Raw genomic sequence first — 23,624 nt, 5'->3', positions numbered from 1 at the left:
TCATGTTAAAAAACGCGCAAACCGTTCAGCCCGCTCACGCCCAGCCGGTGGTGTCCACCAGTTCGGTCGTTGGGCAAGTCAGCAGCGTGCTGGCGGTGATCGTGCTGCTGATTCTGGCCTGCGGCTGGCTGGCGAAACGCCTCGGCTTTGCGCCGAAAGCGGTGAGCGGCCAGGCGCTGAAAGTCAGCGCCAGCGTGCAGGTTGGCCGTCAGGAGCGGGTGGTGATTGTTGATACCGCCGATGCGCGTTTAGTGCTGGGCGTCACCGCTCAGCAGATCACGCATCTGCACTCGCTGCCGCCGCTGCCACTGGAAGCGTCCCTGCCCGTCAGCGCGGCGCCGCAGGATTTTCGTCAGCTGTTTCAGAACCTGGTTAAACGTCCCGGAAAACCCCAATGATGCGTCGATTGCTCCCTCTTCTGCCGCTGCTGATGCTGCTGGCACCGGCTGCCCATGCGCAGCTGCCGGGTTTGATCAGCCAGCCGCTGGCCAATGGCGGTCAGAGCTGGTCGCTGCCGGTGCAAACGCTGGTCTTCATTACCTCGCTGACCTTTATTCCGGCGGTGTTGCTGATGATGACCAGTTTCACCCGCATCATTATTGTGTTTGGTCTGCTGCGTAACGCACTGGGCACGCCGTCTGCGCCGCCGAATCAGGTGATGCTGGGTCTCGCGCTGTTCCTGACCTTCTTTATCATGGCGCCGACCTTCGACAAGATTTACACCGATGCCTATCTGCCGTTCAGCCAGGACAAAATCAGCATGGACGTGGCGATCGACAAAGGTGCCCAGCCGCTGCGTGAGTTCATGCTGCGCCAGACGCGTGAAGCCGACCTGGCCCTGTTCGCCCGTCTCGCCAACAGCGCGCCGATTCAGGGTCCGGAAGCGGTGCCGATGCGTATTCTGCTGCCCGCCTATGTCACCAGCGAGCTGAAAACCGCTTTTCAGATTGGTTTCACCGTTTTTATTCCGTTTCTGATCATCGACCTGGTGGTCGCCAGCGTACTGATGGCGCTGGGGATGATGATGGTGCCGCCGGCCACTATTTCGCTGCCGTTTAAGCTGATGCTGTTCGTGCTGGTGGATGGCTGGCAGCTGCTGGTGGGATCGCTGGCGCAAAGTTTTTACTCCTGAGTGGCTTTCCGCCCTCACCTTTCTCTCGACAGGAGCGCAACATGACACCGGAATCGGTAATGGTAATGGGCCAGGAAGCGATGCGTATCGCCCTGATGATGGCCGCTCCGCTGCTGCTGGTGGCGATGGTGAGCGGTTTGCTGATCAGTATTCTGCAGGCGGCAACGCAGATTAACGAACAGACACTGTCGTTTATCCCGAAAATTCTTGCCGTTGCGGCCACCGCCGTGGTGGCCGGACCGTGGATGCTCAACCTGATGCTGGACTACATCCGTACCCTGTTCAGCAACCTGCCTTATATCATCGGCTAATGGTCACCCTCGACAGCAGCCAGCTGGTGCACTGGGTGGCGCAATTCTTCTGGCCGATGGTGCGTTTGCTGGCGCTGTTTGCCAGCGCGCCGCTGCTGAATGAACGTTCGATTCCAAAACGGGTCAAAATTGGACTGGCGGTAGTCACCACCTGGATTCTGATGCCGCTGCTGCCGCCGGTCGAAGTGACGCTGTTTACTCCGGCGGGCTTCTGGATGCTGGTGCAGCAGTTGCTGATTGGCGTGGGGATTGGTCTGACCATGCAGCTGGCTTTTTCTGCCGTGCGGCTGGCCGGTGAGATGATTGGTCTGCAGATGGGTCTCTCTTTTGCCACCCTGCTCGACCCGAACAGCCGGATCAACATGCCGCTGCTGGCCCGTTTTCTCGACATGCTGGCGATGCTGCTGTTCCTGACCTTCAACGGTCACCTGTGGTTGATCTCGTTACTGGTGGACAGTTTTCACACGTTGCCGATTAACGATCAGCCACTCAACGCCAACGCCTTCATGGCGCTGACCAAAGCCGCCAGCTTAATTTTCCTTAATGGCATGATGTTAGCGCTACCCCTAATAATTCTGCTCCTCACGCTAAACCTGGCACTAGGTTTGTTAAACCGCGTTTCACCTCAGCTGTCGGTTTTCGCCATCGGCTTCCCAATCACCTTAACGGTAGGGATCCTGAGTCTGGGTATGATGATGCCGTTGCTTGCACCTTTCTGTGAACATCTGTTCGGTGAAGTCTTTGATTTACTCGCGCAGTTTGTATCAGAACTTTCCCCTGCCCGTTGATTAACGATACTGTTAACCTTCTTATACGATAGTTAAGTAATCAAAAACATTCTGTGCATTTTTCGAACCATATTTTTCAGAAATCAACTGAGGATATTCTGATAAATGCGCATTTATGGTGAAAATTATTCTTATTAAACGGCGCTTCGCGTATTTTAGTCAGACGATTCCTAAGCCGGTTAAGCCGGTGAATCGGTTGATAAAATGCTCAAAGGGCTGTTTTTAAACAAAAAAAATATTACAGCGATTTTTCTTGTCTAAATCCCTTTTTTCCGGCATTGTCAACACTCGCTGAAACGTCACACTTTCGCGATTCAAATGTTTTTAAGAATTGTCCTATCAGATTTGTCTGTGACTTGCGCGATAGTGACAGGGCTCTCAAAACAGAGCGAAAGAAACACATAAACCAAATTCCCGGCGATTCCCACTATCGCGGGGACAAGAGTGACGTGGAAGTAACACAATAAACTTCGCAGAACGGGTCAGGGACGAGTCAAGATGGCGCAGGAATGCATTACGCCAGTCTGCCGAGCAGAATAAAAAAGTGTCTTTGGAAATCTCTCTCGTACCGCAAACGCGTATTCATCGTTGATTTAAACGGATAACAAATTGGTGAGGGTCGCTATAATGCCAACGATTATTATGGATTCATGTAACTACACACGCCTGGGTTTGTCAGACTATATGTCGGCAAAAGGAGTCAAAAAGAAAAATATTACTTCCGTGTCTGACATCGAACAATTGCAACAACGGTGTGAGCAATTAAAACCGGGCGTAGTATTTATTAACGAAGAATGCTTTATTCATGAATCCGATTCCAGCGATCGCATTCGTTCTATTATCATGCAGCATCCGGATACGCTATTCTTTATTTTTATGGCGATCTCGAATATCCATTTTGAGGAATACCTCTACGTTCGTAAGAACCTGATTATTACGTCAAAATCGATAAAAACATCGACGCTGGACTCCCTGCTGGGCACCTACCTGCAAAAGAAACTCAATGCGTCACCGCGCATTTCTGCCGGGCTGGATATTCATCCACTGACATTGAGCCAGACTGAATCGAATATGCTGAAGATGTGGATGTCAGGTCATGACACCATTCAGATTTCGGATAAGATGCAAATCAAAGCGAAAACTGTTTCGTCACATAAAGGCAATATTAAACGCAAAATTAAAACGCACAATAAACAGGTTATTTATCATGTGGTGCGCCTGACAGATAATGTTACCTCGGGCATTTATGTCAACGTGCGATAATTTCACCCACCGATAATACGCTTTGTGGTCAAGGCCAGTCCCCGCGACTGGCCTTGATTATTTTTGAGCGTTTTGCGAGCGCGATCCCACTTCCCCGCTAAGCCTTTATCCCCTGCTGCCGATGCTTGTTTTCAGAACCCCTTACCACTATGAGAGCAAGGAAATGAAAACAGCATCGATAGATGAGCAACATAAGCTCAGCATCTGGCAAAACCTACGCCTGATGCCTCTGTTCAGCATGATCTTTGGTGGCATTCTGCTGCTTTTTGCCCTATGCATTGGACTCGCCAGCTACTTTCTGATTCAGAGCAATAATTCCCTCAATGACGCCACCGATGAGATTCAGGTGCGCATGGGCATTTCTAACAGCTCAAACCATCTGCGAACCGCACGCCTTAATGTACTGCAGTCGGGCGCGGCGGCGCGCATCGGTGAAATGGATGGCTATCGTGCCGATCTGGCGCGCACCGAAACACGCATTAAGCAGGCGCGCGAGGGCTTCAAAATTTATATGGATCGCAAAATGAAGACGCCGGCTGACCTGGCGCTCGACGGTCCACTCACCACCAGCTTCAACGCCTATATTGATAAAGGCCTGAAGCCGATGATCGAATCGGCGAAACAGGGCAGCTTTGAGGGGATTGTCGCGCAGGAGACCGATGTCACGCGCAAGCTGGATGATGCCTATAATGCCGTGCTGCTGAAGGCGATTAAGATCCGCACCGAACGCGCCGAAGCGATTAACGCCGAAGCGGCGCATCAGTCGCGCGTCGGTTTTATCGCGATGGCTGCGGCTTTTGCCGCCGCGCTGCTGCTGGTGCTGCTCACCTTCGTGTTCCTGCGCCGCGTGGTGATCAATCCGCTGCGCCTGTCGGTGGGTCGCATTGAGCGCATCGCGCAGGGCGATCTCACCGCCCCCGAGCAGGCCTATGGTCGCAACGAAATTGGCAGCCTGCTGCACAACCTGCAGCTGATGCAGGCGTCGCTGGTGCGCACCGTTGGCACCGTCCGTGAAGGCGCGGTGGCGATTTATCAGGGCTCCAGCGAGATCTCCGCAGGTAACACCGATCTGTCATCACGCACCGAGCAGCAGGCTTCTGCGCTGGAGCAGACTGCCGCCAGCATGGAGCAGCTCACCGCCACGGTGAAGCAGAACGCCGAAAACGCCCATCACGCCAGCCAGCTGGCCGCCGATGCGTCTGGCAAAGCGCGCAGCGGTGGTGAACTGGTGAGCGGCGTGGTGAAAACCATGAATAACATCTCCGGCAGCTCGAAGAAAATCGCCGAGATTACCAACGTCATTAACAGTATCGCCTTCCAGACCAATATCCTGGCGCTGAACGCCGCGGTAGAAGCCGCACGCGCCGGCGAACAGGGCCGTGGCTTCGCCGTGGTCGCCAGTGAAGTGCGCAATCTGGCGCAGCGCAGTGCGCAGGCGGCGAAAGAGATTGAGTCGCTGATTGCCGAGTCAGTGGATTTGATCAGCAATGGCTCGCATCAGGTCGGCGAAGCCGGCAGCACTATGGGCGAGATTGTCGAAGCGGTGCGCCGCGTTACCGACATTATGGCCGAGATTGCGGCAGCGTCTGATGAGCAGAGCCGTGGCATTCAGCAGGTCAGCCTGGCAGTGACCGAGATGGATAACGTGACGCAGCAGAACGCTTCGCTGGTGGAGGAAGCCTCTTCAGCCGCGGCTTCGCTGGAAGATCAGGCCGGTAAACTGACGCAGGCGGTGGCGGTGTTCCGCCTGAATGATACGCCGGCTTCGCTGGTGGCTGCTGCGCCACAGCCGGCGCTGAAAGCCCCTGCGCTCGCTCCACGTCCGACGCTGGCTGCAGCGGGCAATGATAACTGGGAGACGTTTTAAGAGGAGTGAGCTGGGGTGCGGTATTTTTCCCTCACCCCAGCCCTCTCCCGCTTGCGGGAGAGGGGGCTGTCAGTGCGGCTGTTGAGTATGGCTTTCACACAACGCTTCAGGAACAACTTATTACTAAGCATCGTCGCTGAACGGTTCCCTCTCCCGCAAGCGGGAGAGGGTTAGGGTGAGGGTGAGGGCAACCTGAGAGCAACGTGAGGGCAATCTAATCGCAAAACCACACTACCCTTCCCCCGCATACGGCTCAACAAACACGCCTTCGGCGTGATCGCTCTCATTAAAGAACCAGATCCCCAGCGGGTAATCCTCCAGCGCCACCAGATACATGGTGCCCTCATTAAAGCCTTCCACAGCCAGCACAGTACCGACGCGACGTGGGCCGCCGTCGGTTTTTACCGTTACCCGGTCATTGACCTTCATTGATTTCTCTCCAGAAACAGTCCTGCGCATAGTGTAACGGAAGATAGTCAGCGCTGCCTGATCGCGATCAGCGTCGGGCGATTACCCACACCGCATGCACGATGCCGGGGATGTAACCACACAGCGTCAGCAGAATGTTGAGCCAGAAGGCGCCGCCAAAGCCGACCTGTAAAAACACGCCCAGCGGTGGCAACAGAATGGCAATAATGATCCGAATTAAATCCATACTAACTCCCTGATAACCATAATAATCAACCAGCTGTAAGCATAGCTGTTTTACGCCAGAATGGGGAATAGAGCGGGTAAAGAAGTGTCAAAGCCGGGCTTTTCACTTTCTTAACGTTTCCCGGAAAGACTTTTGACGCGGCACCCTCGTACACTTGTCAGCACTGCACCAACCCCAAAGGGGCAGTCAACCTAAAAGTAACAAGGATTTTTGCCCGCGCAGCGCGGGCTTTTTTTTGCCCGTTTCCCGTCCACGTCCCTCGCCCGCTGTCACCGACTATACTTGTCAGGAATCCGTTTGCCTCCAGGAGGCTGTCATGGCTACAGCAAAAGAGTACAGCGATAACGTGCAGCGCGAAGTGAACATCGACGTGGACGCGCTGCTGGAAGCGATTCAGAAAAAAACGTCAGGCGAAGTGCAGGAGTTTATGCAGGCTGAAGATGCGCACCGTGTGAAGGTGAATGGCGAAGCGTTTGACTCCTACACCGAACTGGCCGAGGCGTTTGAACTCGATATTCGTGATTTCACCATTACCGAAGTGAACCGCTGAAATCGATTTCAAAAAAAGACCCGGCACGCTGGCCGGGTTGAAAAAAGAATAAATTCGTTACACCAGGAAAATCTTAACACCGCTTCAGAGTACGCCTTAGCTGAAGTAAGACAAGTCTCAATTCTGCACGCAATTCGAACAAATCTGCATAATCATGCACTGCTGTTACCGAAAACATCGCGCTACGGCTGACATTCTGCATGCACAAAACGTGCAGCCGCTTCGGTATCCGGGCGGTGTTTTAAGAATTATCCTGGATAGTGGCCGCGCCGGCGGCAAGGAAAAGTGTGATCGTGATTACGCTATTATACTGATTACACGTCGCTTTACGGATGCCTTTGGGCGTAAGGAGTGTATTGATGATCCCGTTAGATTCCTCCCTGCTGATCGTGACCGATCTCGATGGTTCGCTGCTCGATCATCATGACTATAACTGGCAGGCCGCCAGCGAGTGGCTGGCGCGTCTTAAGCAGCAACAGATTCCGCTGGTGATTTGTTCGAGTAAAACCGCAGCCGAAATTATTCCGCTGCAGAAGCGGCTGGGCATCGCCGGTGCGCCCTTTATCGCGGAAAACGGTGCCCGCGTCGCCTTTGCCGGGGAAGCGCAGATCGCCGAAGAGCCCGGTGCCGATTATCTTGCGCTCTGTGCCACGCTCAGCACCCTGCAGGCGGATTTTCGCTTCACCGGCTTTCATGACTTTAGCGACGCAGAAGTGGCCCGTTTCACCGGGCTGACGTTGACGGAAGCCAGCCAGAGCCGACTGCGCGACGCGTCTGAAGTCATCGTATGGCGCGATGATGAAACGCGGCTCGACGCCTTCCGCGCGGCGCTGGCGCAGCATCAGCTGGCCCTGACGCAGGGCGGACGTTTCTGGCACGTGATGCCGGCGGGCAGCGGTAAAGGCGTGGCGCTGGAACAGTTATTGCAGCAGTTGCAGCAGCAGGAAGGCACGAAGCGCACCACGATTGGTCTGGGCGATGGCCCTAACGATGCGCCGATGCTGGAGCGCGTCGATTATGCCGTGGTGATTAAAGGTTTCAGTAAAAACCCGGTGGTGCTGCAACGCAGCGATCATCATAACGTTTACCACACCGCACACGTTGGCCCTGAGGGCTGGCGCGAAGGTCTGGATTACTTTCTTGCCCAACCTGAATAACGGCAGCTGACCAGAAGGATGAGACGATGAGTGATTTTTACCAGAACGGCGTAATTACCAACTTTCATAATCTCACCCACCGCAGCGTGGAGTCGCTGGAAAAAGAGATGGTGCGCTTTGCGCGCAAGCGCAAAATGGGGCTGATTCTGCCCTCGCTGTTTTCCGAGCTGGAAGGCCCGGCGCTGGATAATATCGTCAATGAACTGGCGAAAGTGCCCTATCTGGAGGAGATTGTGATTGGCCTTGACCGTGCCGATCGCGATCAGTTTCTTTTCGCGCGCGAATTTTTCTCGCGCCTGCCGCAGCGCCACCGCATTTTGTGGAACGATGGCCCGCGGCTGAAAGCGCTGGACGCCGAGCTGGATAAAGAGGGCCTGTCGCCCAGCCAGCCCGGCAAGGGGCGCAACGTGTGGTTCTGCACCGGCTACACGCTGGCCTCCGACCGCTCGCAGTGCGTGGCACTGCATGACTGCGACATCGTGACCTATGAGCGCGGCATGCTGGCACGTCTGCTCTACCCGCTGGCCAACCCGGCGTTTCAGTATGAATTCTGCAAAGGTTTCTATGCGCGCGTTGCGGACGGCAAGCTTAATGGCCGCGTCGGGCGTCTGCTGGTGGGCCCGCTGCTGCGCTCGCTGCAGAAAGTCTACGGCCATTCGGAGTATCTCGACTATCTCACCAGTTTCCGCTATCCGCTGTCCGGCGAGTTTGCCATGCGCACCCACGTGCTGAACGGCATCAAAATCCCTGGCGACTGGGGGCTGGAGATTGGCGTGCTGTCAGAGATTTATCGCAATTACACCACGCGGCAGACCTGCCAGGTGGAAATCGCGGACAACTACGATCATAAGCATCAGCCGCTGGCAGAAGAGGACGGCACCGGTGGCCTGAAACGCATGAGTAACGATATCGTGCAGTCGCTACTGCGTAAGCTGGCGACAATGGGCGTGCCGCTCACCAGCGACTCGTTCCGCGTGCTGAAGGCCACCTATTATCGCAACGCGCTCGACATGATGGAGATCTACAACCACGAAGCCACCATGAACGGGCTGAAGTTTGATCAGCACATTGAAGAAGCGGCGGTCGAGATGTTCACTCAGGCGATTCTCGACGCCGGCCAGTCGTTCATCGAGCGGCCAAACGAGAAACCGTTTATCCCCAGCTGGAGCCGCGTGCAGTCGGCGTTCCCCGATATCCTGCAGCGCATCTATCAGGCGGTAGAAGAGGATAACGAGGGCAAAGTCTAACCGGCCGCGCACACCCGATTGCGACCGCCGCTTTTCGCCAGATACAGGCGGCGGTCCGCTACCGCCTGCAGGCTCTCTGCATGGTAACTGCCCTGCTCAGTACTGCAGCTGACACCTGCTGACAACGTAACGCTAAAGGTGGTGCTGGCGTTGACCAGAATGGTTTTGGCCGCCAGCCGGCTGCGGATACGCTCCGCCACGCCCTGCGCCTCAGCCAGCGTGGTGTGCGGCAGCACGATACAAAACTCCTCGCCGCCGATGCGTCCGGCCACGTCGTAAGGGCGCAGCGTATGTTTGATGACGCCGGCCACGCGCATCAGCGCCTGATCGCCCGCGTGATGGCCCCAGCTATCATTGACCTTTTTAAAATGATCGATATCGAGCTGGATCACCGCCAGCGGCTGTTGCTGCTGTTCGCAGCGCCGCGCCAGCGCGATAAACTGGTCGAAAAAGGCGCTGCGATTAAGCAGACGCGTCAGGCCGTCATAATTAGCGCGCCAGGCCAGTCGCGCCGAGAGATCCTCCAGTCGCCGTACCAGGCGGAAAATCACCTGATGCGCCAGCGCCAGTAACAGCACGAACAGCAGCCACATGCCCAACAGAAACAGCGCTACCCGCCCCAGCTCCTGTGCCAGCCCCTGGCGCAGGCTCTGCACGTTGATTAGCCAGGCATCGACATTTTTTAACTTAACCCAGCTGGCCAGCTGACTGCCCAGCCACAGTGTTCCGGCCGGCTGCTGCTGAATCGCCTGCATCAGCTGGCCGCGCTGCGCGGGGGTCAATGCCACATCGTGCGGTGCCGGCAGCCGGGTGATCTCGTTGAGTGCGCGATCTTCGAGCACCAGCTTGCCCTGCAGCACGCTGTGACGCGACTGGTGCAGCAATGCATTAATTCTCTGCTGGGTGAAATCCATCGATAACACGCCGTACCAGTGCTGATGGGCGATCACCGGCGCGCTCACCGTCAGCATCAACCCCTCGTTGAACTCCCCCTGATAGGCTTCGGTCCAGTGCCATCGCGTCTGCGGCGCCCGGCCCGGCTGCTGGTCGCGAAAATAGGGTCGCTGCGTCATGGTGGCGTAACTTTGCGCCAGCTCCTGCGCGTCGCGCGGCGGACGTGAGCTGATGTAATAGCCCGCGCGCGAGGTGTACCAGAAGCGTGAATGAAAGTCCTGCGCCTCATCGCTGAACTGCATGATAAAGCTGAACTCCAGCGCAGCGCGCAGCTCGGGCAGCAGATAAGTATCATCGCGCTGCAGCAGCGCATCACGCTGCAGCCATTCGTCGCTGACGCCGTTAATCGGCATGCTGCGCAGGTTAGCGATCTGCAACTGCCACACCGGCTGATGGCGCAACTGCTGAAAACGCTGCAGGGCGTGCTGACCATAATCGGCGTCCAGCGGGTGCGTCAGCGCGTAGCTGAGCATCCGCTGATAGTAATTAAGCTCGTCCAGACTCTCCTGAAAGCGGCTATCAAGGCTGCGCTGGATCTCGGACAGCTGGGCGCGCTGCCGCTGCTGATAGTTATTTTTTAATTCCAGCGCTTCATGGACGGTGAGAAAAAGTGAAAAGAGAAAGACCGCCAGAAAACAGAGATGCACGCGCAGCGCAGGCGTCATGCGGCGTGATGACAGTGGCGAGATTGGCATCAGTAGCCAGGCTCCGGATAACAACGAATTGAAGAAGTGTAGTCAGGCGGGAAAACGGCGTACAGGCAGAGATCAGGAAAAACGTGAAAAGTGACAATGACATCGGGACGGCGCGCTGACCGTCCCGAGGGGCTCAGCTGGCCAGCTGGCGCGCGGCCGACAGATGAGTCAGCTCATCACTGCGGAACGCTTCGCGGCGTACACTGTAGCCATCATACCAACGACACTCTACCATTCCGCTGGCATAGCCGGTCACCACCATAGTGGGTCCGCCCTGTTTGTGCTGAACTTCGTCACTGATTGCAAAGGTCATACCGCGCCCTCCCTTCTCACCGTTGAATGAACGGATTAAGGTATAGCAGCTGTGCGCGTTTTTTGCCTATAGGATATTGCTATTACTGTGACAAATTCGGAATAAGCAGTGAAAAATGCCGTAAATAAACAAAGCCGATAAAAGTTATTATCGGCTTTGAACGATTTTCCCGGGTGGAAAATCAGATTTTGCAACCTTCGCAGTCGGCTTCGTCGCTGATATCTGCCGGCACTTCACTGGCTTTTTCTGCCGCTTTGGCTTCCGCCTGCTCCAGCTGTGCATCGATATCAAATTCAAACATATCGTCGTTCATCATCGTTCTCCTGACCCGTGATTAGAAATTTCCTGCGCTTTATACCGATTTACCGCGCAGCTTCGCAACCAGATTTACCACTAACAGCACAATCGACCCAACGATAAAGCCCAGCACCAGATTCGCGCCGTTGCTCAGTAACATGGAAACCACGCCCGGGAAGCCGCTGCTGTACTCTTCAATGGCATGATGCAGCGGCGCGATACCGTGCACAATAATGCCGCCGCCCACCAGGAACATCGCGACGGTGCCAACCACCGACAGGATTTTCATCAGCCACGGTGCCAGCGCCAGCAGCGCGCCGCCGGTGGCCTGCGCCAGCGTGGAGGACTTCTCACGCAGCCAGTAGCCGAGATCGTCAATCTTAACGATCATCGCCACAATACCGTACACGCCGATGGTCACCAGAATGGCAATACCGGCGAGGATTAATACCTGATTGAGAAGCGGCGCATCCGAAACAATGCCCAGGGTAATCGCCACAATTTCAGCCGACAGAATGAAGTCGGTGCGCACTGCGCCTTTCACCTTATCTTTTTCGAACTGGCGCGGGTCCTGCTGCGCCAGATTATCCAGCCGCTTTTGCCGCGCTTCCGGACTCTTCTCCGCTTTGTCGTGGTGCAGGCTGTGCAGCACTTTTTCCACTCCTTCAAAGCACAGATAGGCGCCGCCAATCATCAGCAGCGGCGTAATCAGCCAGGGCGCAAACGCGGAGATCAGCAGCGCCAGCGGCACCAGGATCAGTTTGTTGATAAACGAGCCTTTCGCCACGCCCCACACCACCGGGAGCTCACGATTGGCCTTCACGCCCGTCACCTGCTGCGCATTGAGCGACAGGTCATCGCCCAGCACGCCGGCGGTTTTTTTTGCCGCCACTTTGCCCATGACGGAAATGTCGTCGAGCAGCGTGGCAATATCATCCAGAAGAGTCAGTAAGCTGGTTCCTGCCAAAATGTCATTCCTTATTCCGGTTCGTGATCCTGACAACAGGGGCACCGCTCAATCGCCGTCACCGTCATATCGGCGATGCCCGCACAGTCCCATTCGACGCGTAACGTTTTCCCGTGCAGATCGTCGGCGTGCAGATACTTGCTCACCGGACTTTCTGTCATGCCGCTTATCTCCTCGGTGGCCACCAGCGTATCGTCCAGGTAAATGCGCGCCGTGGCATGGGCATTGACCATGCGCTCATCGCGCAGTTGATACAGGCGTCTGACCGTCAGTTTGATGCTGCTCATGGTGGTGTTCCGCGTCCCAGAGAAAACGCTGATCTAAACTGTTATGGCAGGTAAAAGCAATCACCCTGCCTTAATCCGCCCGATAGTGATGCAATCCCTGATGATCGATCTCGCTGCTGTGCGTGGCAGCCAGCAGCCACTCTTCCAGCCGCTCCACCAGCGCCTCATCTTCCAGCCGCAGTTTGCCGCGCAGCGCGCATTCCCAGACGATCAGCACCTTCCAGCCACTTTCCTGCAGCTGCTGCACATAGCGCCGGTCACGCTCCACGTTACTGTTGATTTTGCCGCTCCAGAATTCGGCACGCGTGGCCGGCATTTTGAACAGATAACAGTGGTGACGATGCCAGAAACAGCCGTGCACAAAGATAATGGCTTTGTGCTGCGGCAGCACAAAATCCGGCCGGCCCGGCAGCGCTTTATCCTGTACGCGAAAGCTAAAGCCGCGATCTTTCAGCAGCAGCGCAATACGCTGCTCAATCGCCGTATCCTGATTGCGAATGGCGCGCATATTTTTGCTGCGAATATCATGCGAGTGGACGTCTGCCATGGCGTCTCCTTTTTTCCGGGCTTCTTCAACTTTAGCGCGTTGAGGCGAAAGCGAAAGTTTGTGCGAAGCAGATTGCGAGACGCTGCGCAGCCATCGTTAATTTCCACGCCGCGCCAGGAGTGGTAGCATAGCCACTTCACTGTTAAGGAAAAACGCATGCTTGCACTCGATCCCGCCGCGACGGCTTCGCCCTCCCCGCACTCCGCTGATGATGACGCCACCGCGTTACTGCTGCAGGTACTGGATATCTACGCGGCCCGCGATCTGGTGGTCATCCTGAGCGAGGCCGGCGGCCGCGACTGGAGTATCACGCAGCTTAACCGTATTCGCGCGGGAAAAAGTGCCGCGCCCGCGCTGTCAGCGGCGGAGGTCGCCCGTCTGCAGGCGCTGCTGCCGTCGCGACCGGCGCATTATGACAATCCCCGCTTTCAGTTTATCGACCTGTTTGCCGGCATCGGGGGTATTCGCCGCGGCTTTGAGCAGATTGGTGGCCAGTGCGTATTCACCAGCGAGTGGAATAAAGAAGCGGTGCGCACCTATAAAGCCAATCACTACAGCGATCCCGCCCGGCATCAGTTCAACAGTGATATCCGGCTGATTACCCAGCCGGCCGGTTTGCCGGATGAGCAGGCGATTTATCAGCATATCGATAAGACGATTGCCGACCATCAGGTGCTGCTGGCCGGCTTTCCCTGTCAGCCCTTTTCGCTGGCCGGCGTCAGCAAGAAGAATGCGCTGGGTCGCGCCCACGGTTTTGAATGTGAAGCCCAGGGCACGCTGTTTTTTGATGTGGCGCGCATCCTCGCCGCCAAAAAACCGCCGTTTTTCGTGCTGGAGAATGTGAAGAACCTCAAGAGCCATGATAAAGGCCGCACCTTTGCCATTATTATGGCCACGCTGGATGAGCTGGGTTACGACGTCGCTGACGCGGCTGACGACTCATCGCCGGATGCCAAAGTGGTCGATGCGCGTCACTTCCTGCCACAGCACCGCGAGCGCATCGTGCTGGTGGGGATCCGGCGCGATACCGGCCTGAGCGAGGGTTTTTCGCTGCGCGCGCTGGCGGCGCTCTATCCGCCTGAAGTTCCGCCGCTGCACAGCCTGCTGGAGCCGCAGCCGGCGGCAAAATATACCCTGTCGCCCACGCTGTGGCACTATCTCTACCAGTATGCGAAGAAGCATAAAGCCAAAGGCAACGGTTTTGGCTTTGGCCTCAACGATCCGCGCAATCCGCACTGCTGCGTGCGCACGCTGTCAGCACGCTACTATAAAGACGGGTCGGAAATCCTGATCGATCGCGGCTGGGATCACGCGCTGGGCGTGCAGGATTTTCAGCAGGCCGCGAACATGGCGCGCCGCCCGCGCCGCCTGACGCCGCGTGAATGTGCCCGCCTGATGGGCTTTGAAGCGCCGGGCGAAGCGCGCTTCCGCATTCCGGTCTCCGACACACAAGCCTACAAACAGTTTGGTAACTCGGTGGTGGTACCGGTGTTCGCCGCCGTAGCGAAACTGCTGCTGCCGCTGATTGAGCAGTACGCGCGTCAGCGCCGCTGAAAACGCAGCCGCGCTTCACGCCCCGGTTTTCCGCCCCGCAATTTGCTTTAGTAACGCGCGATGTGCTGTTTTGCCGCACATCGCGCGCACTGTCACCGGACTGTCACGCATCAAACCAATACTGCGTTTTATTTTTTGCGGAGCTGTTTGATGTCTCTCCTGTCTGTAATCTCCCTGCCGCTGCGGCTGCGACCTCGTTTTACCCTGCGTCTGCCCGTCTGGCTCTCCAGCCTGCGCAGCCAGTTCATGCTGTTTATTGTGCTGTTTTGTCTGCTGCAGTTTGCCGGGGTGCTGTTGCTCAACCAGCACGTGAATCAGACGCAACACTCATTGCAGCAGGCCAGCCAGCTGCGCGAACGGCTGGCCCTGCTGGATAAAGCACGCATTGAGCTACTCACCGCCAGCGACAACAGCCATCGTGCCGGTATTTATCTGATGCAGGACCAGCAGAGCGGTTCGGTCGACAGCTGGAAAAGCCTGGCGGCGGCAGCCACTACCTCATTGCAGCAGGCGCAGCAGCTGTTTGCTGCCTATCAGGCGAAAAGCGATAGCCCGCTGGCACAGGGCTTCGTGCTACTGGCCGGCGGGCTGCAGGAGCAGCTGAAAGGGCTGGCAGCCAATGATATCAACGCATTTTTTATGGTGCCGATGCAGGCTTTCCAGCAGCAGTTCAACGATGCCTGGTTTAGCGAAATTGAACAGGCCAATCAGCAGCTCGGCAGCGTCAACCAGCATTCGCTCAGCACGCTCAAGCAGAGCCGCAATCTGGCGCTGGCGATTGCCGCGTTATTAATGGCGCTGCTGCTGCTGGCCGCCGCGCTGCTGATGCGCGGCGTGTTGCTGCCGCTGCGTCACGCCAACGCCCAGCTGGCACAAATCGCGAAGGGCGATCTGGTCGCCAGCCCGGCACCGACGCGTCGTCAGTCGCTGGAAACGCGCCAGCTGCTCCTGTCCATCGATACCATGCGTCAGGGTTTGCAGCAGATCGTCAGCGACATCACGACGGTAGCAACCCGGGTGGCGGCCGGCGCTGATGAGATGCAGCAGCATAATCAGCAGGTGATGCAGCAGCATCAGGCGCAAAATGCCAGCTTCCATCATCTGTCGCAGCGGCTGCATCGCGTGTCAGAAGAGGTGGAAAAAGGTGCACACTTCTCGCAACAGGCGACGCACGACGCGCAGTCCGCGGATGCGCTGATGCGTCACTGCGCCCATGAAGTCGACAATATGGATCACCAGATGCAGCAGATCGTTGCGGCCGCCGGCGATATCGCTGGCATCGTCGGCATGCTGGACAGCCTGTCGATGCAGACGCGTCTGCTGTCGCTTAATGCGGCGATAGAATCTGCGCATGCTGGCGCTTACGGGCGCAGTTTTTCGGTCGTCGCCAAAGAGATGGGATTGCTGTCGCAGCAGAGCGGCGCTTCCACGCGGCAGATCGACGGTTTAATCCAGCACACGCAGCAGCACGTGCAGGATGGCTTTGCGAAGGTGCAGGCGCTGGAAGTGCTGTTTGCGCGGATTGGCCAGGCGGTATCCGGCGTGGTCAGCCAGCTGAATGAACTGCAGGATAACAGTACGGCGCAGAGCCATCGCGTGAGCAAAATTGCCCGGGAAGTGGTGGAAATGAGTCTTCAGCTCCAGCAAAACGAAGCCCTGACTGATCAGCAGGTGCAGGCAGCGGCGCAGCTGAGTGAACTTTCAGCGCGACTGACGCAGCGCGCGCAGCAGTTCCGCGTTAGCTAAGGTGCAGAAAGAAAAAACCCGTCAGCGACGGGTTTTGGTGTTATTTCTTTTTCTTACTTTTCTTCAGCAGTGCACGCACCTGCTTCAGCTCGGCGGCGCTCAGTTGATCGCCCGCCTCTTCGGTATGCAGACTGTCGACGACCGGTGGCTCAACGGTATCTAAACTGGCCTGCAGGCGGTTAACGATCTCCTGACTCATGGAGATTTGGTTATCAGCGGCTAACTGTTTAATGTGCTCTTTCAGCGCCGGGTCAATTTTAATGGTTAAGTTAACGGTCTCGGTCATCTTCACACTCCCTCTTGATTTACAACAACGTAGCGGAAGCAGATGAAAGTTAACAGACTGTCATAAAAATTTAATATTGTGCCGGTATGGGACTGAAATCGCGTAATACGGACTCATCAATATCGGTCAGATTGCCCTGCAGTTCGGCGCACAGCTTCGCCATATAGCGGACGAGAAAATCGGCGTTGTGTTCCGCCAGCAGACGGCCGGTTTCCGTCTGCATGGTCTGCGGCAGGCTCAGCAGTTTCTTCTGGAAATGATCCAGCGTCCACTTTACGTCATCCAGTTCACGGTCTTTACCCAGCGGATCGTCGCTATCGAACAACGGCCGTCCCAGCGCACCTGCGGTATAGAAAACGCGCGCAAGGCCAATCGCGCCTAATGATTCGAGACGATCGGCGTCCTGAACGATCTTCGCTTCTAACGTTTTTGGCGTAATGCGGGCACTGAAACTGTGGGCCTGCACCGCATGCGTCACGCTGTCCAGCAGCGCTGAAGGGAAGTCCGGAAAATCCTGTTGCAGAATGCGGCGCGTCTCTTCAGCCGCGTAAGTCGAAGCCAGATGGCGTTCCGGATGGTTTTTCGGCAGGTTCACTACATCGTGGAAATAGCAGGCGGTCAGCACCACCAGCGGATCGGCATTGGTGTTTTGCATAATGCGGGCCGCGCTCATCCAGACGCGGCGCAGGTGCGCGATATCATGGGCTTTATCATCGTGCAGCCAGTTCAGCTGCAGCCAGCTTTCGTAACGGTGTTGCCAATGGGTCAGTGACATCGTGCTTCTCCTGTTATTGCTATTATTTCGCACCGGGTACGGCTTGCGTCTCATCATAGCGGCCCGGTGATGACACTTTCTTTACACCCTTCCCGGATGTCCCGCGCAAAAAAATGCGATCCCGATCATGTTATAGCGCTGTTAAAGCCGCTTGCCCAGCCGCGATACGGTTTTCAGTATTTCCTTAACCTGTTTTAGTTAAGCCACTCTGTTTAATTTCGGTGATGCATTTCCCGCTGGGTGAATTTTCAGCATCGCCAAAGGTCCAGTTTAGCCTGTCGCAACCCCAGCATTAAAACGCCCCTTTGCATAGCGACATAATCTGAAAAGATTCCCATTGCGACCGTTATAACGTACTGTATAGGGGAAATTTACGGCTCTCACCTGTACCCGAAGCCTTCGTCAGCACACTGTTTGCTTATGAGCCATTTTTAATACCGGAAGCGGCAGTTATTGCCCGATAATAAGGCGACAAATTATTAAGCAAATTGATTCAAACCCATTATGCTAATGCTCTCATCCGAGGATACGGATGTTTCGTCGAAGTTCTCCGGGTACGTGATACAACACGAGGTACATAATGAAAGAACGGCCGATTCTTTTTTCCGAACAGCGGGTGCGCGCCCTGCTGGTTGGCCAGCAAACTCAGACCCGGCGCATTATGAAAACTCAGGCGTTTGGCCCGGGACAGGATCATCATGAAGGCGTGCACGCGTTTGATGTCAGCGCTAATCATCTGCATGGCTATAAGCTGATGTCGATGGCGGACATTGGCGCCCAGTGCCCGTTTGGCCAGGTCGGCGATCGCCTGTGGGTACGTGAAACCTGGCGGGGTCCGATTGTGCCTGAGGCGCAGCTGGCGGAATACGAGCGCGATCCGCTGCCGTTCCGCAATCCGGCATTTTGCCAGTATCGCGCCGACAGCCATGAACTTGGACAACAGGAAGAAAATCAGCAGGTCGCCGAGCAGTTTGGCTGGCAGACCGCCATCCATATGCCACGCTGGGCCAGCCGCATCGATCTGGAAATTACGGCGGTACGCGCGGAGAAAATTCAGGACATCAGCGAAGACGACATCATGGCGGAAGGCGTGCAGACCGATTCGCACTTCCTCAATAATTTCTTCACGATGAACATGAATTCCGAATCGCCGAAAGAAGCTTACCGCAAGGCCTGGCAGAAGCAGTACGGCGCCACCAGCTGGGAGGTAAATCCCTGGGTTTGGGTCATCGCATTCCAGCGTGTGGAGCGTGAAGGCTAAGCGTTTGCCCTCTTCCGCACGGAAGAGGGCGTCGTCTTTTGCGCGATTCAGTGAATCACCAGCCCTTGCCCCCTCGCCGGCGGCACAGCGCGCCCCCTTTCCCACCTCGCCAGTTTGCAATCCCTGTCACAGACAAATCCGCCGCTAACAGGTTGAATAAGCGGCTTTGATTCCACGCTGGCAATTTATCGTCTGCCGCGTCAGGATATGATTTCCGCCCTGCAGAGTGAGTGACGCAATGATCAAATGGCCGTGGCGTGCACAAAAAGATGCTGCCGTGACTGCCCTGCCCTGGCAACAGGCGCTGGGGCAGCCGATCTTTTCTCTGCTGAACAGCGACGAACAGCAGGCGCTGGTAGCGCTGGCGCAACGCTTCCTGCTGCAGAAAAAAATCACTCCGCTACAGGGGCTGGAACTCAGCGAGCTGCGGCTGGCTCGCCTGTCGTTGCTGTTTTGCCTGCCGGTATTGAAGCTGGGTCTGGAATGGCTCGACGGCTTCCACGAAGTGCTGATCTACCCGGAGCCGTTCAGCGTTGACGATCGCTGGGAGGACGACAGCGGCCTGGTGCACCACGCGCCGGCCGTGCATGCCGGCCAGAGCTGGACGCAGGGACCGGTGGTGCTGAACGCGCTGGACATCCAGGACTCGTACGATCTCTCTGGTTACAACCTGGTGATCCACGAAGTGGCGCACAAGCTCGACGCGCGCGGCAGCGGTTACACCAGCGGCATCCCGGCCATCGCGCTGCGCGATGTGGCCAGCTGGGAGAAAGATTTACTGCAGGCGATGGCCGAGATTGAAGCGGAAGTGGAGCTGGTGGGTGAACAGGCCGCGACCCTCGATCCCTATGCCGCCAGCGATCCGGCGGAATGTTTTGCCGTGCTGTCGGAGTACTTTTTCAGCGCCCCCGACCTGCTCGCCAGCCGTTTTCCGACCATGTATCGCCACCTGCAGCAGTTTTACCATCAGGATCCGCTGGCGCGTCTGGCGCAGCAGGCACCGGAATCTGCTTAAATCACGATCGCTTTGTCGCTTTGCTAGCCAGTTGAATACAAATGTGTTTTTAGCGGTTGACACCCACAGGGGCTGCCATTAATATTCGCCTCGTTCCAACGATTCCTCTGTAGTTCAGTCGGTAGAACGGCGGACTGTTAATCCGTATGTCACTGGTTCGAGTCCAGTCAGAGGAGCCAGATTTAAAGAAGCCCGCTCAGGGAAACCTGAGCGGGCTTTTTGTTATTGCGTGACGGCTAAACTTCCGTCCAGCCGCGCAGCAGGTTGTGGTACATATTCAGCAGCGACAGCAGTTCTTCGCTGTCACCGTGGCGCGCTTTCAGGCTCTGAATGTTGCGGTCCAGTTCAAACAGCATCGCGCGCTGCTTATCATCGCGCACCATCGACTGAATCCATAAAAACGAGGCGACCCGCGCGCCGCGCGTGACTGGCGTGACGCAGTGCAGGCTGCTGGAGGGATAAAGCACCAGGTCGCCCGCCGGCAGTTTTACGCGGTGCTGACCGTAAGTATCCTCGATCACCAGTTCCCCGCCCTCGTAGCTGTCGGGTTCACACAGAAATAGCGTGGCGGAGAGATCGGTACGCATCCAGCCGGCCGCGCCATTGTGGCGTACCGCACCGTCCACGTGAAAACCGTAGGTTTCCCCCTGCTGATAACGGTTGAACAGCGGCGCAGAAAGCGTGCGCGGCAGCGCGGCGGCAAAGAAGAGCGGATGGCTATTCAGTGCCTGAAGCACTGCAGCCTGCAGCCGATCATAGAGTGGCGTGCCGGTGTCAATCTGCTGGTTATTTTTTACGGTCGCGCCCTGGCTGCCGACCGTCGCCCGTCCGTCAACCCAGTCAGCCTGCTGCAGCTGGGCGGTAAAGTGCGCCAGCTGTTCAGCGTTAAGCACGGCAGGAATGTGATACATCATCGCGGAGTTCTCGCCATTAAGCGTGGAGCGTGAACGCCCCACGGTTGACCATCAGAAATGCACGTTAGCCGTCAACAGGAAGGTACGCGGCTCGCCCGGATGATAGCGGTAGCCACTCTTGTTGATCGATGCCACATAGTTGGTATCAAACAGGTTATACACGTTGAGCTGCAGGTCGAGGTTATTGTTGACCTTATACCCGAGCTTCGCGTCAGCCACCCAGTAGCCTTCGGTGTGATCCGGCGTGCCCACGGCCCCATCGCTGCCGCGACGCAGGCTGCCAACGTAACGTGCGCCCGCGCCCACCGACAACGCATCAGTGGCCTGATAGTTGGTCCACAGCGTAAAGGCGTGCTTCGGCGTATAGGCCAGCGCAGATGAGCCATCCTGCGCCACGCTGGCACCTTCACGCACCGACGCGTGCTGCATGGTGTAACCGGCAATGATTTCCCAGTCCGGCGTTATGTTGCCGGTTGCTGAGAGTTCATAGCCTTCCACGCGCTTCTTGCCGGTTTGCGAGTAAGTGCCGTCATCATTGGCATCGACCTCATTTTCGATGTCGGTGCGGAACAGCGCGGCGTTCAGCAGCAGTCGCTTGTCCAGCACCTGCCACTTGGTGCCCACTTCGCTGGATTTGGCCTTCTGCGGTTTAAAATCAGTACGGTTGGCGCTGTTGCCGCTGCCACCCGCCGCCAGCGCGAAGCTGCTGCCACCCGGCGGCTGCTGGGAAATGGCGTAATTCACATACAGGTTGCCCTGTTCGGTCAGACGATAGAGCGCCCCCGCTTTCCAGTTCACCAGATTGCCGGATTTCGCCGTGTCCACCGTGGTCACCGGCGTATTACGCGCCACGCCCGCCGGACAAGCCAGCGCGCCGCGTCCGGTGCCGCCACAGGCCGTCGCGCTGTCGTACTCGGTGTGATAGTTGTCGAGACGAATGCCGCCGTTCAGCTCAAAGTCAGAGGTAATCGCCAGCGTATCAAATGCATAGATGCCAAACGTGTCAGTCTGCCCGTTAGCGTTCGCACCGTTGCGGTCCAGACCGCCAATCGAAATGCTGCTGATGGGATGGTAGATATTCACCGCAGGTGGGGTCAGCGCGTTGACGCCATAGGTGGTCTGGTTTTCACGCGTGAACTCTACGCCCGCACTCACATCATGCCCGACGGAACCGGTGGCAAATTTCGAGGTGATATTGGTCTGGTTGGTGAGAATACGGTTGCTGATATCTTTGGTGTTTGCCAGGCGCGACCAGCGCCAGCTGCCCACATCGTTCGGGTTGGGTGCAGTAATGTTACTGGCTCCCCCCATCACCGCCGTCAGCAGATACTCCTGCTTCACCCGCGACCAGCGCGTGGTGTTGCGCAGCGTGGTGTTATCGCTCAAATCGTGTTCAAAGCGCAGCGTGGCACTGTCGGTGGTCGACTTGTCGAAATCAGAATCGGTGCCGTAGTAGTTGCTGGTGGCGACCTTGCCGGAATTGTTCAGCGCAGCATAGGCGGCAGACGGTGCCGAATAGCCTGGCAGACCAACGGTCGGAATACCGCCGTCCGGTGTGTTGTTCTGGTGGACGTGCAAATAGTTGACGTACAGCCGCGTTGCGGTGTCCAGCCCCAGCGCCAGCGAAGGCGCGACGCCATAACGCTCGTTCTGGATGTTGTCACGCGCCGCATCATGGGTTTTCTCACCCATCAGGTTAAGGCGAAACGCCGCATTGTCGTTGATTGCCTGGTTGTAATCGAGCGTGCCGCGGCGCATCCACGCGCTGCCGGCGCTGACTGACGCGTCAAGCCCGGTATCCAGCCGCGGTTGTTTGCTGATCATATTGATCGAGCCGGATGGCGCGCTGCGACCATAGTCGGTGCCGGAAGGCCCTTTGATCACTTCCACCTGCTGCGTGTTGAAGGTGTCACGCGTGACGCTGGCGATGTCGCGAATGCCATCCACGTAAATGCTGTTGGAGGTATCGACTCCGCGCATGTACACCGCATCGCCGGTGGTTGAGCTGCCGTTTTCCCCGGCATAAAACGCCCCGACGCCCGGCACGTTTTTCAGCGCGTCGGTCAGATTTGTGACGCCCTGATCTTTAATAACCTGATCCGGAATCACCGTCATGGTGCGGGTGGTATCCACCAGTGGACGGGTAAATTTGGGATCGGCCGAGGCATTTGGCGCGTACAGCGAAGGCGTGCGCGCTTCAACCACCAGCGTATCATCAGATTTTTTGCCGGAGTTATCGGCCCCCAGCGCCGCAGCCGGCGAAATACCAATACAAAACCCGGTGAACAAGGTCAGCGAATTGAAGCTACCAAACGGCAGCTGGCGATTTTTATCCATGTTAAAAGGTGAGTTTCTTATCGTTATTAACGCACTCATTGTCTTAACCGCACCTGCCATTCAGGCATCGCACTGAATCAACACGGTTTTCCCAGACAACACCTAAATGATAACGCCAATGGTTATCATTTACCTTTATATTCTTACACGCACACTGCCGCTTGGGAATACTTTTCTTTACGTTAAAATTACGAAATCAATACAATTGAACAAACCGGCGGGACGTTACGGCAATTTTTTCATCAGGCGGGCAAACAGCATAAAAAAAACCGCTCGGCGTGAGCGGGTTTTTAGTCTGGCGTGCACAGTTCATTCCAGTAGCAATAGCGCATGCGCTGGTGGCGGCGGTTATCGTTCATAGTAGCGATACACGGAAGGATGAAACTCCACGCCGTACAGCTGGCTGATCGGGATCAGCAGATCGATATGCTCACCGGGGTCGAATTCGCGCCCGTCAGGGGTGGCGGCTTTGCTGGCTGCCAGACGCGCCAGCCACTGCTGCAGGATCTTCTTCATTGTCAGCTTCTCCAAAAAAGGTTAACGCTGACAGTAAACCCCAGCCTGGACGCGGAACCAAACGACAAGTTATGCGTAGGATTACTGCATTTTGCATATCGGGGTGATAAGGGTGGCTGCGCCATGACGGTCACTCTGCAGGGTGACCTTACGGGCTGGGAGGTCCCCGGCAATGCCGCACGCTGTTTAC

The 23,624-nt window shown here is 56.6% G+C and carries 26 protein-coding genes and 1 tRNA gene; 14 read left to right on the top strand and 13 right to left on the bottom strand.

Annotation, left to right across the window (positions count from 1 at the left end):
- Positions 1–2: 2 nt before the first annotated feature.
- The 6 genes from fliO (at position 3) to C1N84_RS07650 (ending at position 5,361) form a co-directional block, all read left to right on the top strand.
- A complete protein-coding gene (gene fliO / locus C1N84_RS07675; protein WP_264443070.1) occupies positions 3–398 on the top strand; it encodes a flagellar biosynthetic protein FliO in 396 nt (131 codons plus the stop codon).
- Entirely contained in the window at positions 398–1,132 is a 735-nt protein-coding gene (fliP, locus tag C1N84_RS07670) for a flagellar type III secretion system pore protein FliP (protein ID WP_031280176.1), read from the top strand. Before fliO ends, fliP begins: the two co-directional genes overlap by 1 nt.
- A 41-nt stretch (positions 1,133–1,173) precedes the next feature.
- Positions 1,174–1,443 carry a flagellar biosynthesis protein FliQ gene (gene fliQ / locus C1N84_RS07665; RefSeq protein WP_010618647.1) on the top strand — a complete coding sequence of 90 codons (270 nt, stop codon included), beginning with the start codon at positions 1,174–1,176 and terminating at the stop codon, positions 1,441–1,443.
- A complete protein-coding gene (gene fliR / locus C1N84_RS07660) occupies positions 1,443–2,231 on the top strand; it encodes a flagellar biosynthetic protein FliR (RefSeq protein ID WP_021509859.1) in 789 nt (262 codons plus the stop codon). Before fliQ ends, fliR begins: the two co-directional genes overlap by 1 nt.
- A gap of 627 nt (positions 2,232–2,858) precedes the next feature.
- Positions 2,859–3,494, top strand: coding sequence for a transcriptional regulator RcsA (gene rcsA / locus C1N84_RS07655; RefSeq protein WP_021509858.1), 636 nt, complete (start codon positions 2,859–2,861; stop codon positions 3,492–3,494).
- Positions 3,495–3,657: 163 nt separating this feature from the next.
- The gene (locus C1N84_RS07650) at positions 3,658–5,361 is read left to right on the top strand and encodes a methyl-accepting chemotaxis protein (protein ID WP_021509857.1); all 1,704 of its coding nucleotides are present in this window, start codon (positions 3,658–3,660) and stop codon (positions 5,359–5,361) included.
- A 231-nt stretch (positions 5,362–5,592) separates the two neighbouring features.
- On the opposite strand, the gene dsrB is transcribed toward C1N84_RS07650, so the two are convergent.
- Both dsrB and C1N84_RS07640 read right to left on the bottom strand, forming a co-directional pair.
- Positions 5,593–5,790 (bottom strand): protein DsrB, encoded by a 198-nt coding sequence (gene dsrB / locus C1N84_RS07645; protein ID WP_010618650.1) that lies wholly within the window; start codon positions 5,788–5,790, stop codon positions 5,593–5,595.
- A 67-nt stretch (positions 5,791–5,857) separates the two neighbouring features.
- Positions 5,858–6,016 carry a YqaE/Pmp3 family membrane protein gene (locus tag C1N84_RS07640; protein WP_021509855.1) on the bottom strand — a complete coding sequence of 53 codons (159 nt, stop codon included), beginning with the start codon at positions 6,014–6,016 and terminating at the stop codon, positions 5,858–5,860.
- A 316-nt stretch (positions 6,017–6,332) separates the two neighbouring features.
- On the opposite strand from C1N84_RS07640, the gene C1N84_RS07635 reads away from it, so the two are divergent.
- The 3 genes from C1N84_RS07635 (at position 6,333) to C1N84_RS07625 (ending at position 8,970) form a co-directional block, all read left to right on the top strand.
- Positions 6,333–6,566: a YodD family protein gene (locus C1N84_RS07635; protein ID WP_058757390.1), complete on the top strand. Its 234-nt coding sequence runs from the start codon at positions 6,333–6,335 to the stop codon at positions 6,564–6,566.
- 359 nt (positions 6,567–6,925) lie between these two features.
- Entirely contained in the window at positions 6,926–7,723 is a 798-nt protein-coding gene (locus C1N84_RS07630) for a mannosyl-3-phosphoglycerate phosphatase-related protein (RefSeq protein WP_264443057.1), read from the top strand.
- Positions 7,724–7,749: 26 nt separating this feature from the next.
- Positions 7,750–8,970, top strand: coding sequence for a glycosyltransferase family protein (locus C1N84_RS07625; protein ID WP_058757388.1), 1,221 nt, complete (start codon positions 7,750–7,752; stop codon positions 8,968–8,970).
- Here the strand turns inward: C1N84_RS07625 and dgcQ are convergent.
- From dgcQ to C1N84_RS07595, 6 genes are all read right to left on the bottom strand, one after another.
- Positions 8,967–10,619, bottom strand: coding sequence for a cellulose biosynthesis regulator diguanylate cyclase DgcQ (gene dgcQ, locus C1N84_RS07620; RefSeq protein WP_264443054.1), 1,653 nt, complete (start codon positions 10,617–10,619; stop codon positions 8,967–8,969). The genes C1N84_RS07625 and dgcQ overlap by 4 nt on opposite strands.
- A 133-nt stretch (positions 10,620–10,752) precedes the next feature.
- Entirely contained in the window at positions 10,753–10,932 is a 180-nt protein-coding gene (locus C1N84_RS07615) for a YodC family protein (protein WP_010618657.1), read from the bottom strand.
- A gap of 181 nt (positions 10,933–11,113) precedes the next feature.
- On the bottom strand, positions 11,114–11,248 hold the full coding sequence (locus tag C1N84_RS07610) for a hypothetical protein (protein WP_254919505.1): 135 nt from the start codon (positions 11,246–11,248) through the stop codon (positions 11,114–11,116).
- A gap of 36 nt (positions 11,249–11,284) precedes the next feature.
- On the bottom strand, positions 11,285–12,196 hold the full coding sequence (locus tag C1N84_RS07605; RefSeq protein WP_058757386.1) for a DUF808 domain-containing protein: 912 nt from the start codon (positions 12,194–12,196) through the stop codon (positions 11,285–11,287).
- A gap of 11 nt (positions 12,197–12,207) precedes the next feature.
- Positions 12,208–12,483, bottom strand: coding sequence for a hypothetical protein (locus C1N84_RS07600; protein WP_021509848.1), 276 nt, complete (start codon positions 12,481–12,483; stop codon positions 12,208–12,210).
- Between the two features lie 70 nt (positions 12,484–12,553).
- Positions 12,554–13,030, bottom strand: coding sequence for a very short patch repair endonuclease (locus C1N84_RS07595; protein ID WP_264443048.1), 477 nt, complete (start codon positions 13,028–13,030; stop codon positions 12,554–12,556).
- Between the two features lie 156 nt (positions 13,031–13,186).
- On the opposite strand from C1N84_RS07595, the gene dcm reads away from it, so the two are divergent.
- Both dcm and C1N84_RS07585 read left to right on the top strand, forming a co-directional pair.
- Positions 13,187–14,584, top strand: coding sequence for a DNA (cytosine-5-)-methyltransferase (dcm, locus tag C1N84_RS07590; RefSeq protein WP_394541826.1), 1,398 nt, complete (start codon positions 13,187–13,189; stop codon positions 14,582–14,584).
- 150 nt (positions 14,585–14,734) lie between these two features.
- Positions 14,735–16,330, top strand: coding sequence for a methyl-accepting chemotaxis protein (locus tag C1N84_RS07585; protein WP_264239945.1), 1,596 nt, complete (start codon positions 14,735–14,737; stop codon positions 16,328–16,330).
- A gap of 40 nt (positions 16,331–16,370) precedes the next feature.
- On the opposite strand, the gene C1N84_RS07580 is transcribed toward C1N84_RS07585, so the two are convergent.
- Positions 16,371–16,616, bottom strand: coding sequence for a hypothetical protein (locus tag C1N84_RS07580; RefSeq protein WP_104093175.1), 246 nt, complete (start codon positions 16,614–16,616; stop codon positions 16,371–16,373).
- A gap of 70 nt (positions 16,617–16,686) precedes the next feature.
- Complete coding sequence (locus C1N84_RS07575) at positions 16,687–17,391, bottom strand: phosphohydrolase (RefSeq protein WP_262265004.1); 705 nt, start codon at positions 17,389–17,391, stop codon at positions 16,687–16,689.
- A 580-nt stretch (positions 17,392–17,971) separates the two neighbouring features.
- On the opposite strand from C1N84_RS07575, the gene C1N84_RS07570 reads away from it, so the two are divergent.
- The 3 genes from C1N84_RS07570 (at position 17,972) to C1N84_RS07560 (ending at position 19,846) form a co-directional block, all read left to right on the top strand.
- Positions 17,972–18,652, top strand: a complete 681-nt coding sequence (locus tag C1N84_RS07570) for an ASCH domain-containing protein (protein WP_058771148.1) — start codon at positions 17,972–17,974, stop codon at positions 18,650–18,652.
- 238 nt (positions 18,653–18,890) lie between these two features.
- Positions 18,891–19,667, top strand: coding sequence for a DgsA anti-repressor MtfA (gene mtfA, locus C1N84_RS07565; RefSeq protein ID WP_264443040.1), 777 nt, complete (start codon positions 18,891–18,893; stop codon positions 19,665–19,667).
- Positions 19,668–19,770: 103 nt separating this feature from the next.
- A tRNA-Asn gene (locus C1N84_RS07560) sits at positions 19,771–19,846 on the top strand.
- A 57-nt stretch (positions 19,847–19,903) separates the two neighbouring features.
- On the opposite strand, the gene ybiX is transcribed toward C1N84_RS07560, so the two are convergent.
- From ybiX to C1N84_RS07545, 3 genes are all read right to left on the bottom strand, one after another.
- Positions 19,904–20,581, bottom strand: coding sequence for a PKHD-type hydroxylase YbiX (gene ybiX, locus C1N84_RS07555; protein WP_058771146.1), 678 nt, complete (start codon positions 20,579–20,581; stop codon positions 19,904–19,906).
- 51 nt (positions 20,582–20,632) lie between these two features.
- Positions 20,633–22,918, bottom strand: coding sequence for a catecholate siderophore receptor Fiu (locus tag C1N84_RS07550; RefSeq protein ID WP_264443033.1), 2,286 nt, complete (start codon positions 22,916–22,918; stop codon positions 20,633–20,635).
- A gap of 348 nt (positions 22,919–23,266) precedes the next feature.
- Positions 23,267–23,434, bottom strand: a complete 168-nt coding sequence (locus C1N84_RS07545; RefSeq protein WP_021313248.1) for a hypothetical protein — start codon at positions 23,432–23,434, stop codon at positions 23,267–23,269.
- Between the last annotated feature and the right edge of the window lie 190 nt (positions 23,435–23,624).

This window comes from Pantoea sp. SGAir0418, from assembly GCF_043529865.1.
The sequence above is the reverse complement of the archived record's forward strand: the minus strand, read 5'-3'. Positions and strand labels throughout refer to the sequence as shown.

What these genes read in the sequence shown, in the direction of transcription:
- fliO (WP_264443070.1), top strand. Translation starts at nt 3, where the DNA reads ATGTTAAAAAACGCGCAAACCGTTCAGCCCGCTCACGCCCAGCCGGTG.
- fliP (WP_031280176.1), top strand. Translation starts at nt 398, where the DNA reads ATGCGTCGATTGCTCCCTCTTCTGCCGCTGCTGATGCTGCTGGCACCG.
- fliQ (WP_010618647.1), top strand. Translation starts at nt 1,174, where the DNA reads ATGACACCGGAATCGGTAATGGTAATGGGCCAGGAAGCGATGCGTATC.
- fliR (WP_021509859.1), top strand. Translation starts at nt 1,443, where the DNA reads ATGGTCACCCTCGACAGCAGCCAGCTGGTGCACTGGGTGGCGCAATTC.
- rcsA (WP_021509858.1), top strand. Translation starts at nt 2,859, where the DNA reads ATGCCAACGATTATTATGGATTCATGTAACTACACACGCCTGGGTTTG.
- C1N84_RS07650 (WP_021509857.1), top strand. Translation starts at nt 3,658, where the DNA reads ATGAAAACAGCATCGATAGATGAGCAACATAAGCTCAGCATCTGGCAA.
- dsrB (WP_010618650.1), bottom strand. Translation starts at nt 5,790, where the DNA reads ATGAAGGTCAATGACCGGGTAACGGTAAAAACCGACGGCGGCCCACGT.
- C1N84_RS07640 (WP_021509855.1), bottom strand. Translation starts at nt 6,016, where the DNA reads ATGGATTTAATTCGGATCATTATTGCCATTCTGTTGCCACCGCTGGGC.
- C1N84_RS07635 (WP_058757390.1), top strand. Translation starts at nt 6,333, where the DNA reads ATGGCTACAGCAAAAGAGTACAGCGATAACGTGCAGCGCGAAGTGAAC.
- C1N84_RS07630 (WP_264443057.1), top strand. Translation starts at nt 6,926, where the DNA reads ATGATCCCGTTAGATTCCTCCCTGCTGATCGTGACCGATCTCGATGGT.
- C1N84_RS07625 (WP_058757388.1), top strand. Translation starts at nt 7,750, where the DNA reads ATGAGTGATTTTTACCAGAACGGCGTAATTACCAACTTTCATAATCTC.
- dgcQ (WP_264443054.1), bottom strand. Translation starts at nt 10,619, where the DNA reads ATGCCAATCTCGCCACTGTCATCACGCCGCATGACGCCTGCGCTGCGC.
- C1N84_RS07615 (WP_010618657.1), bottom strand. Translation starts at nt 10,932, where the DNA reads ATGACCTTTGCAATCAGTGACGAAGTTCAGCACAAACAGGGCGGACCC.
- C1N84_RS07610 (WP_254919505.1), bottom strand. Translation starts at nt 11,248, where the DNA reads ATGATGAACGACGATATGTTTGAATTTGATATCGATGCACAGCTGGAG.
- C1N84_RS07600 (WP_021509848.1), bottom strand. Translation starts at nt 12,483, where the DNA reads ATGAGCAGCATCAAACTGACGGTCAGACGCCTGTATCAACTGCGCGAT.
- C1N84_RS07595 (WP_264443048.1), bottom strand. Translation starts at nt 13,030, where the DNA reads ATGGCAGACGTCCACTCGCATGATATTCGCAGCAAAAATATGCGCGCC.
- dcm (WP_394541826.1), top strand. Translation starts at nt 13,187, where the DNA reads ATGCTTGCACTCGATCCCGCCGCGACGGCTTCGCCCTCCCCGCACTCC.
- C1N84_RS07585 (WP_264239945.1), top strand. Translation starts at nt 14,735, where the DNA reads ATGTCTCTCCTGTCTGTAATCTCCCTGCCGCTGCGGCTGCGACCTCGT.
- C1N84_RS07580 (WP_104093175.1), bottom strand. Translation starts at nt 16,616, where the DNA reads ATGACCGAGACCGTTAACTTAACCATTAAAATTGACCCGGCGCTGAAA.
- C1N84_RS07575 (WP_262265004.1), bottom strand. Translation starts at nt 17,391, where the DNA reads ATGTCACTGACCCATTGGCAACACCGTTACGAAAGCTGGCTGCAGCTG.
- C1N84_RS07570 (WP_058771148.1), top strand. Translation starts at nt 17,972, where the DNA reads ATGAAAGAACGGCCGATTCTTTTTTCCGAACAGCGGGTGCGCGCCCTG.
- mtfA (WP_264443040.1), top strand. Translation starts at nt 18,891, where the DNA reads ATGATCAAATGGCCGTGGCGTGCACAAAAAGATGCTGCCGTGACTGCC.
- ybiX (WP_058771146.1), bottom strand. Translation starts at nt 20,581, where the DNA reads ATGATGTATCACATTCCTGCCGTGCTTAACGCTGAACAGCTGGCGCAC.
- C1N84_RS07550 (WP_264443033.1), bottom strand. Translation starts at nt 22,918, where the DNA reads ATGGATAAAAATCGCCAGCTGCCGTTTGGTAGCTTCAATTCGCTGACC.
- C1N84_RS07545 (WP_021313248.1), bottom strand. Translation starts at nt 23,434, where the DNA reads ATGAAGAAGATCCTGCAGCAGTGGCTGGCGCGTCTGGCAGCCAGCAAA.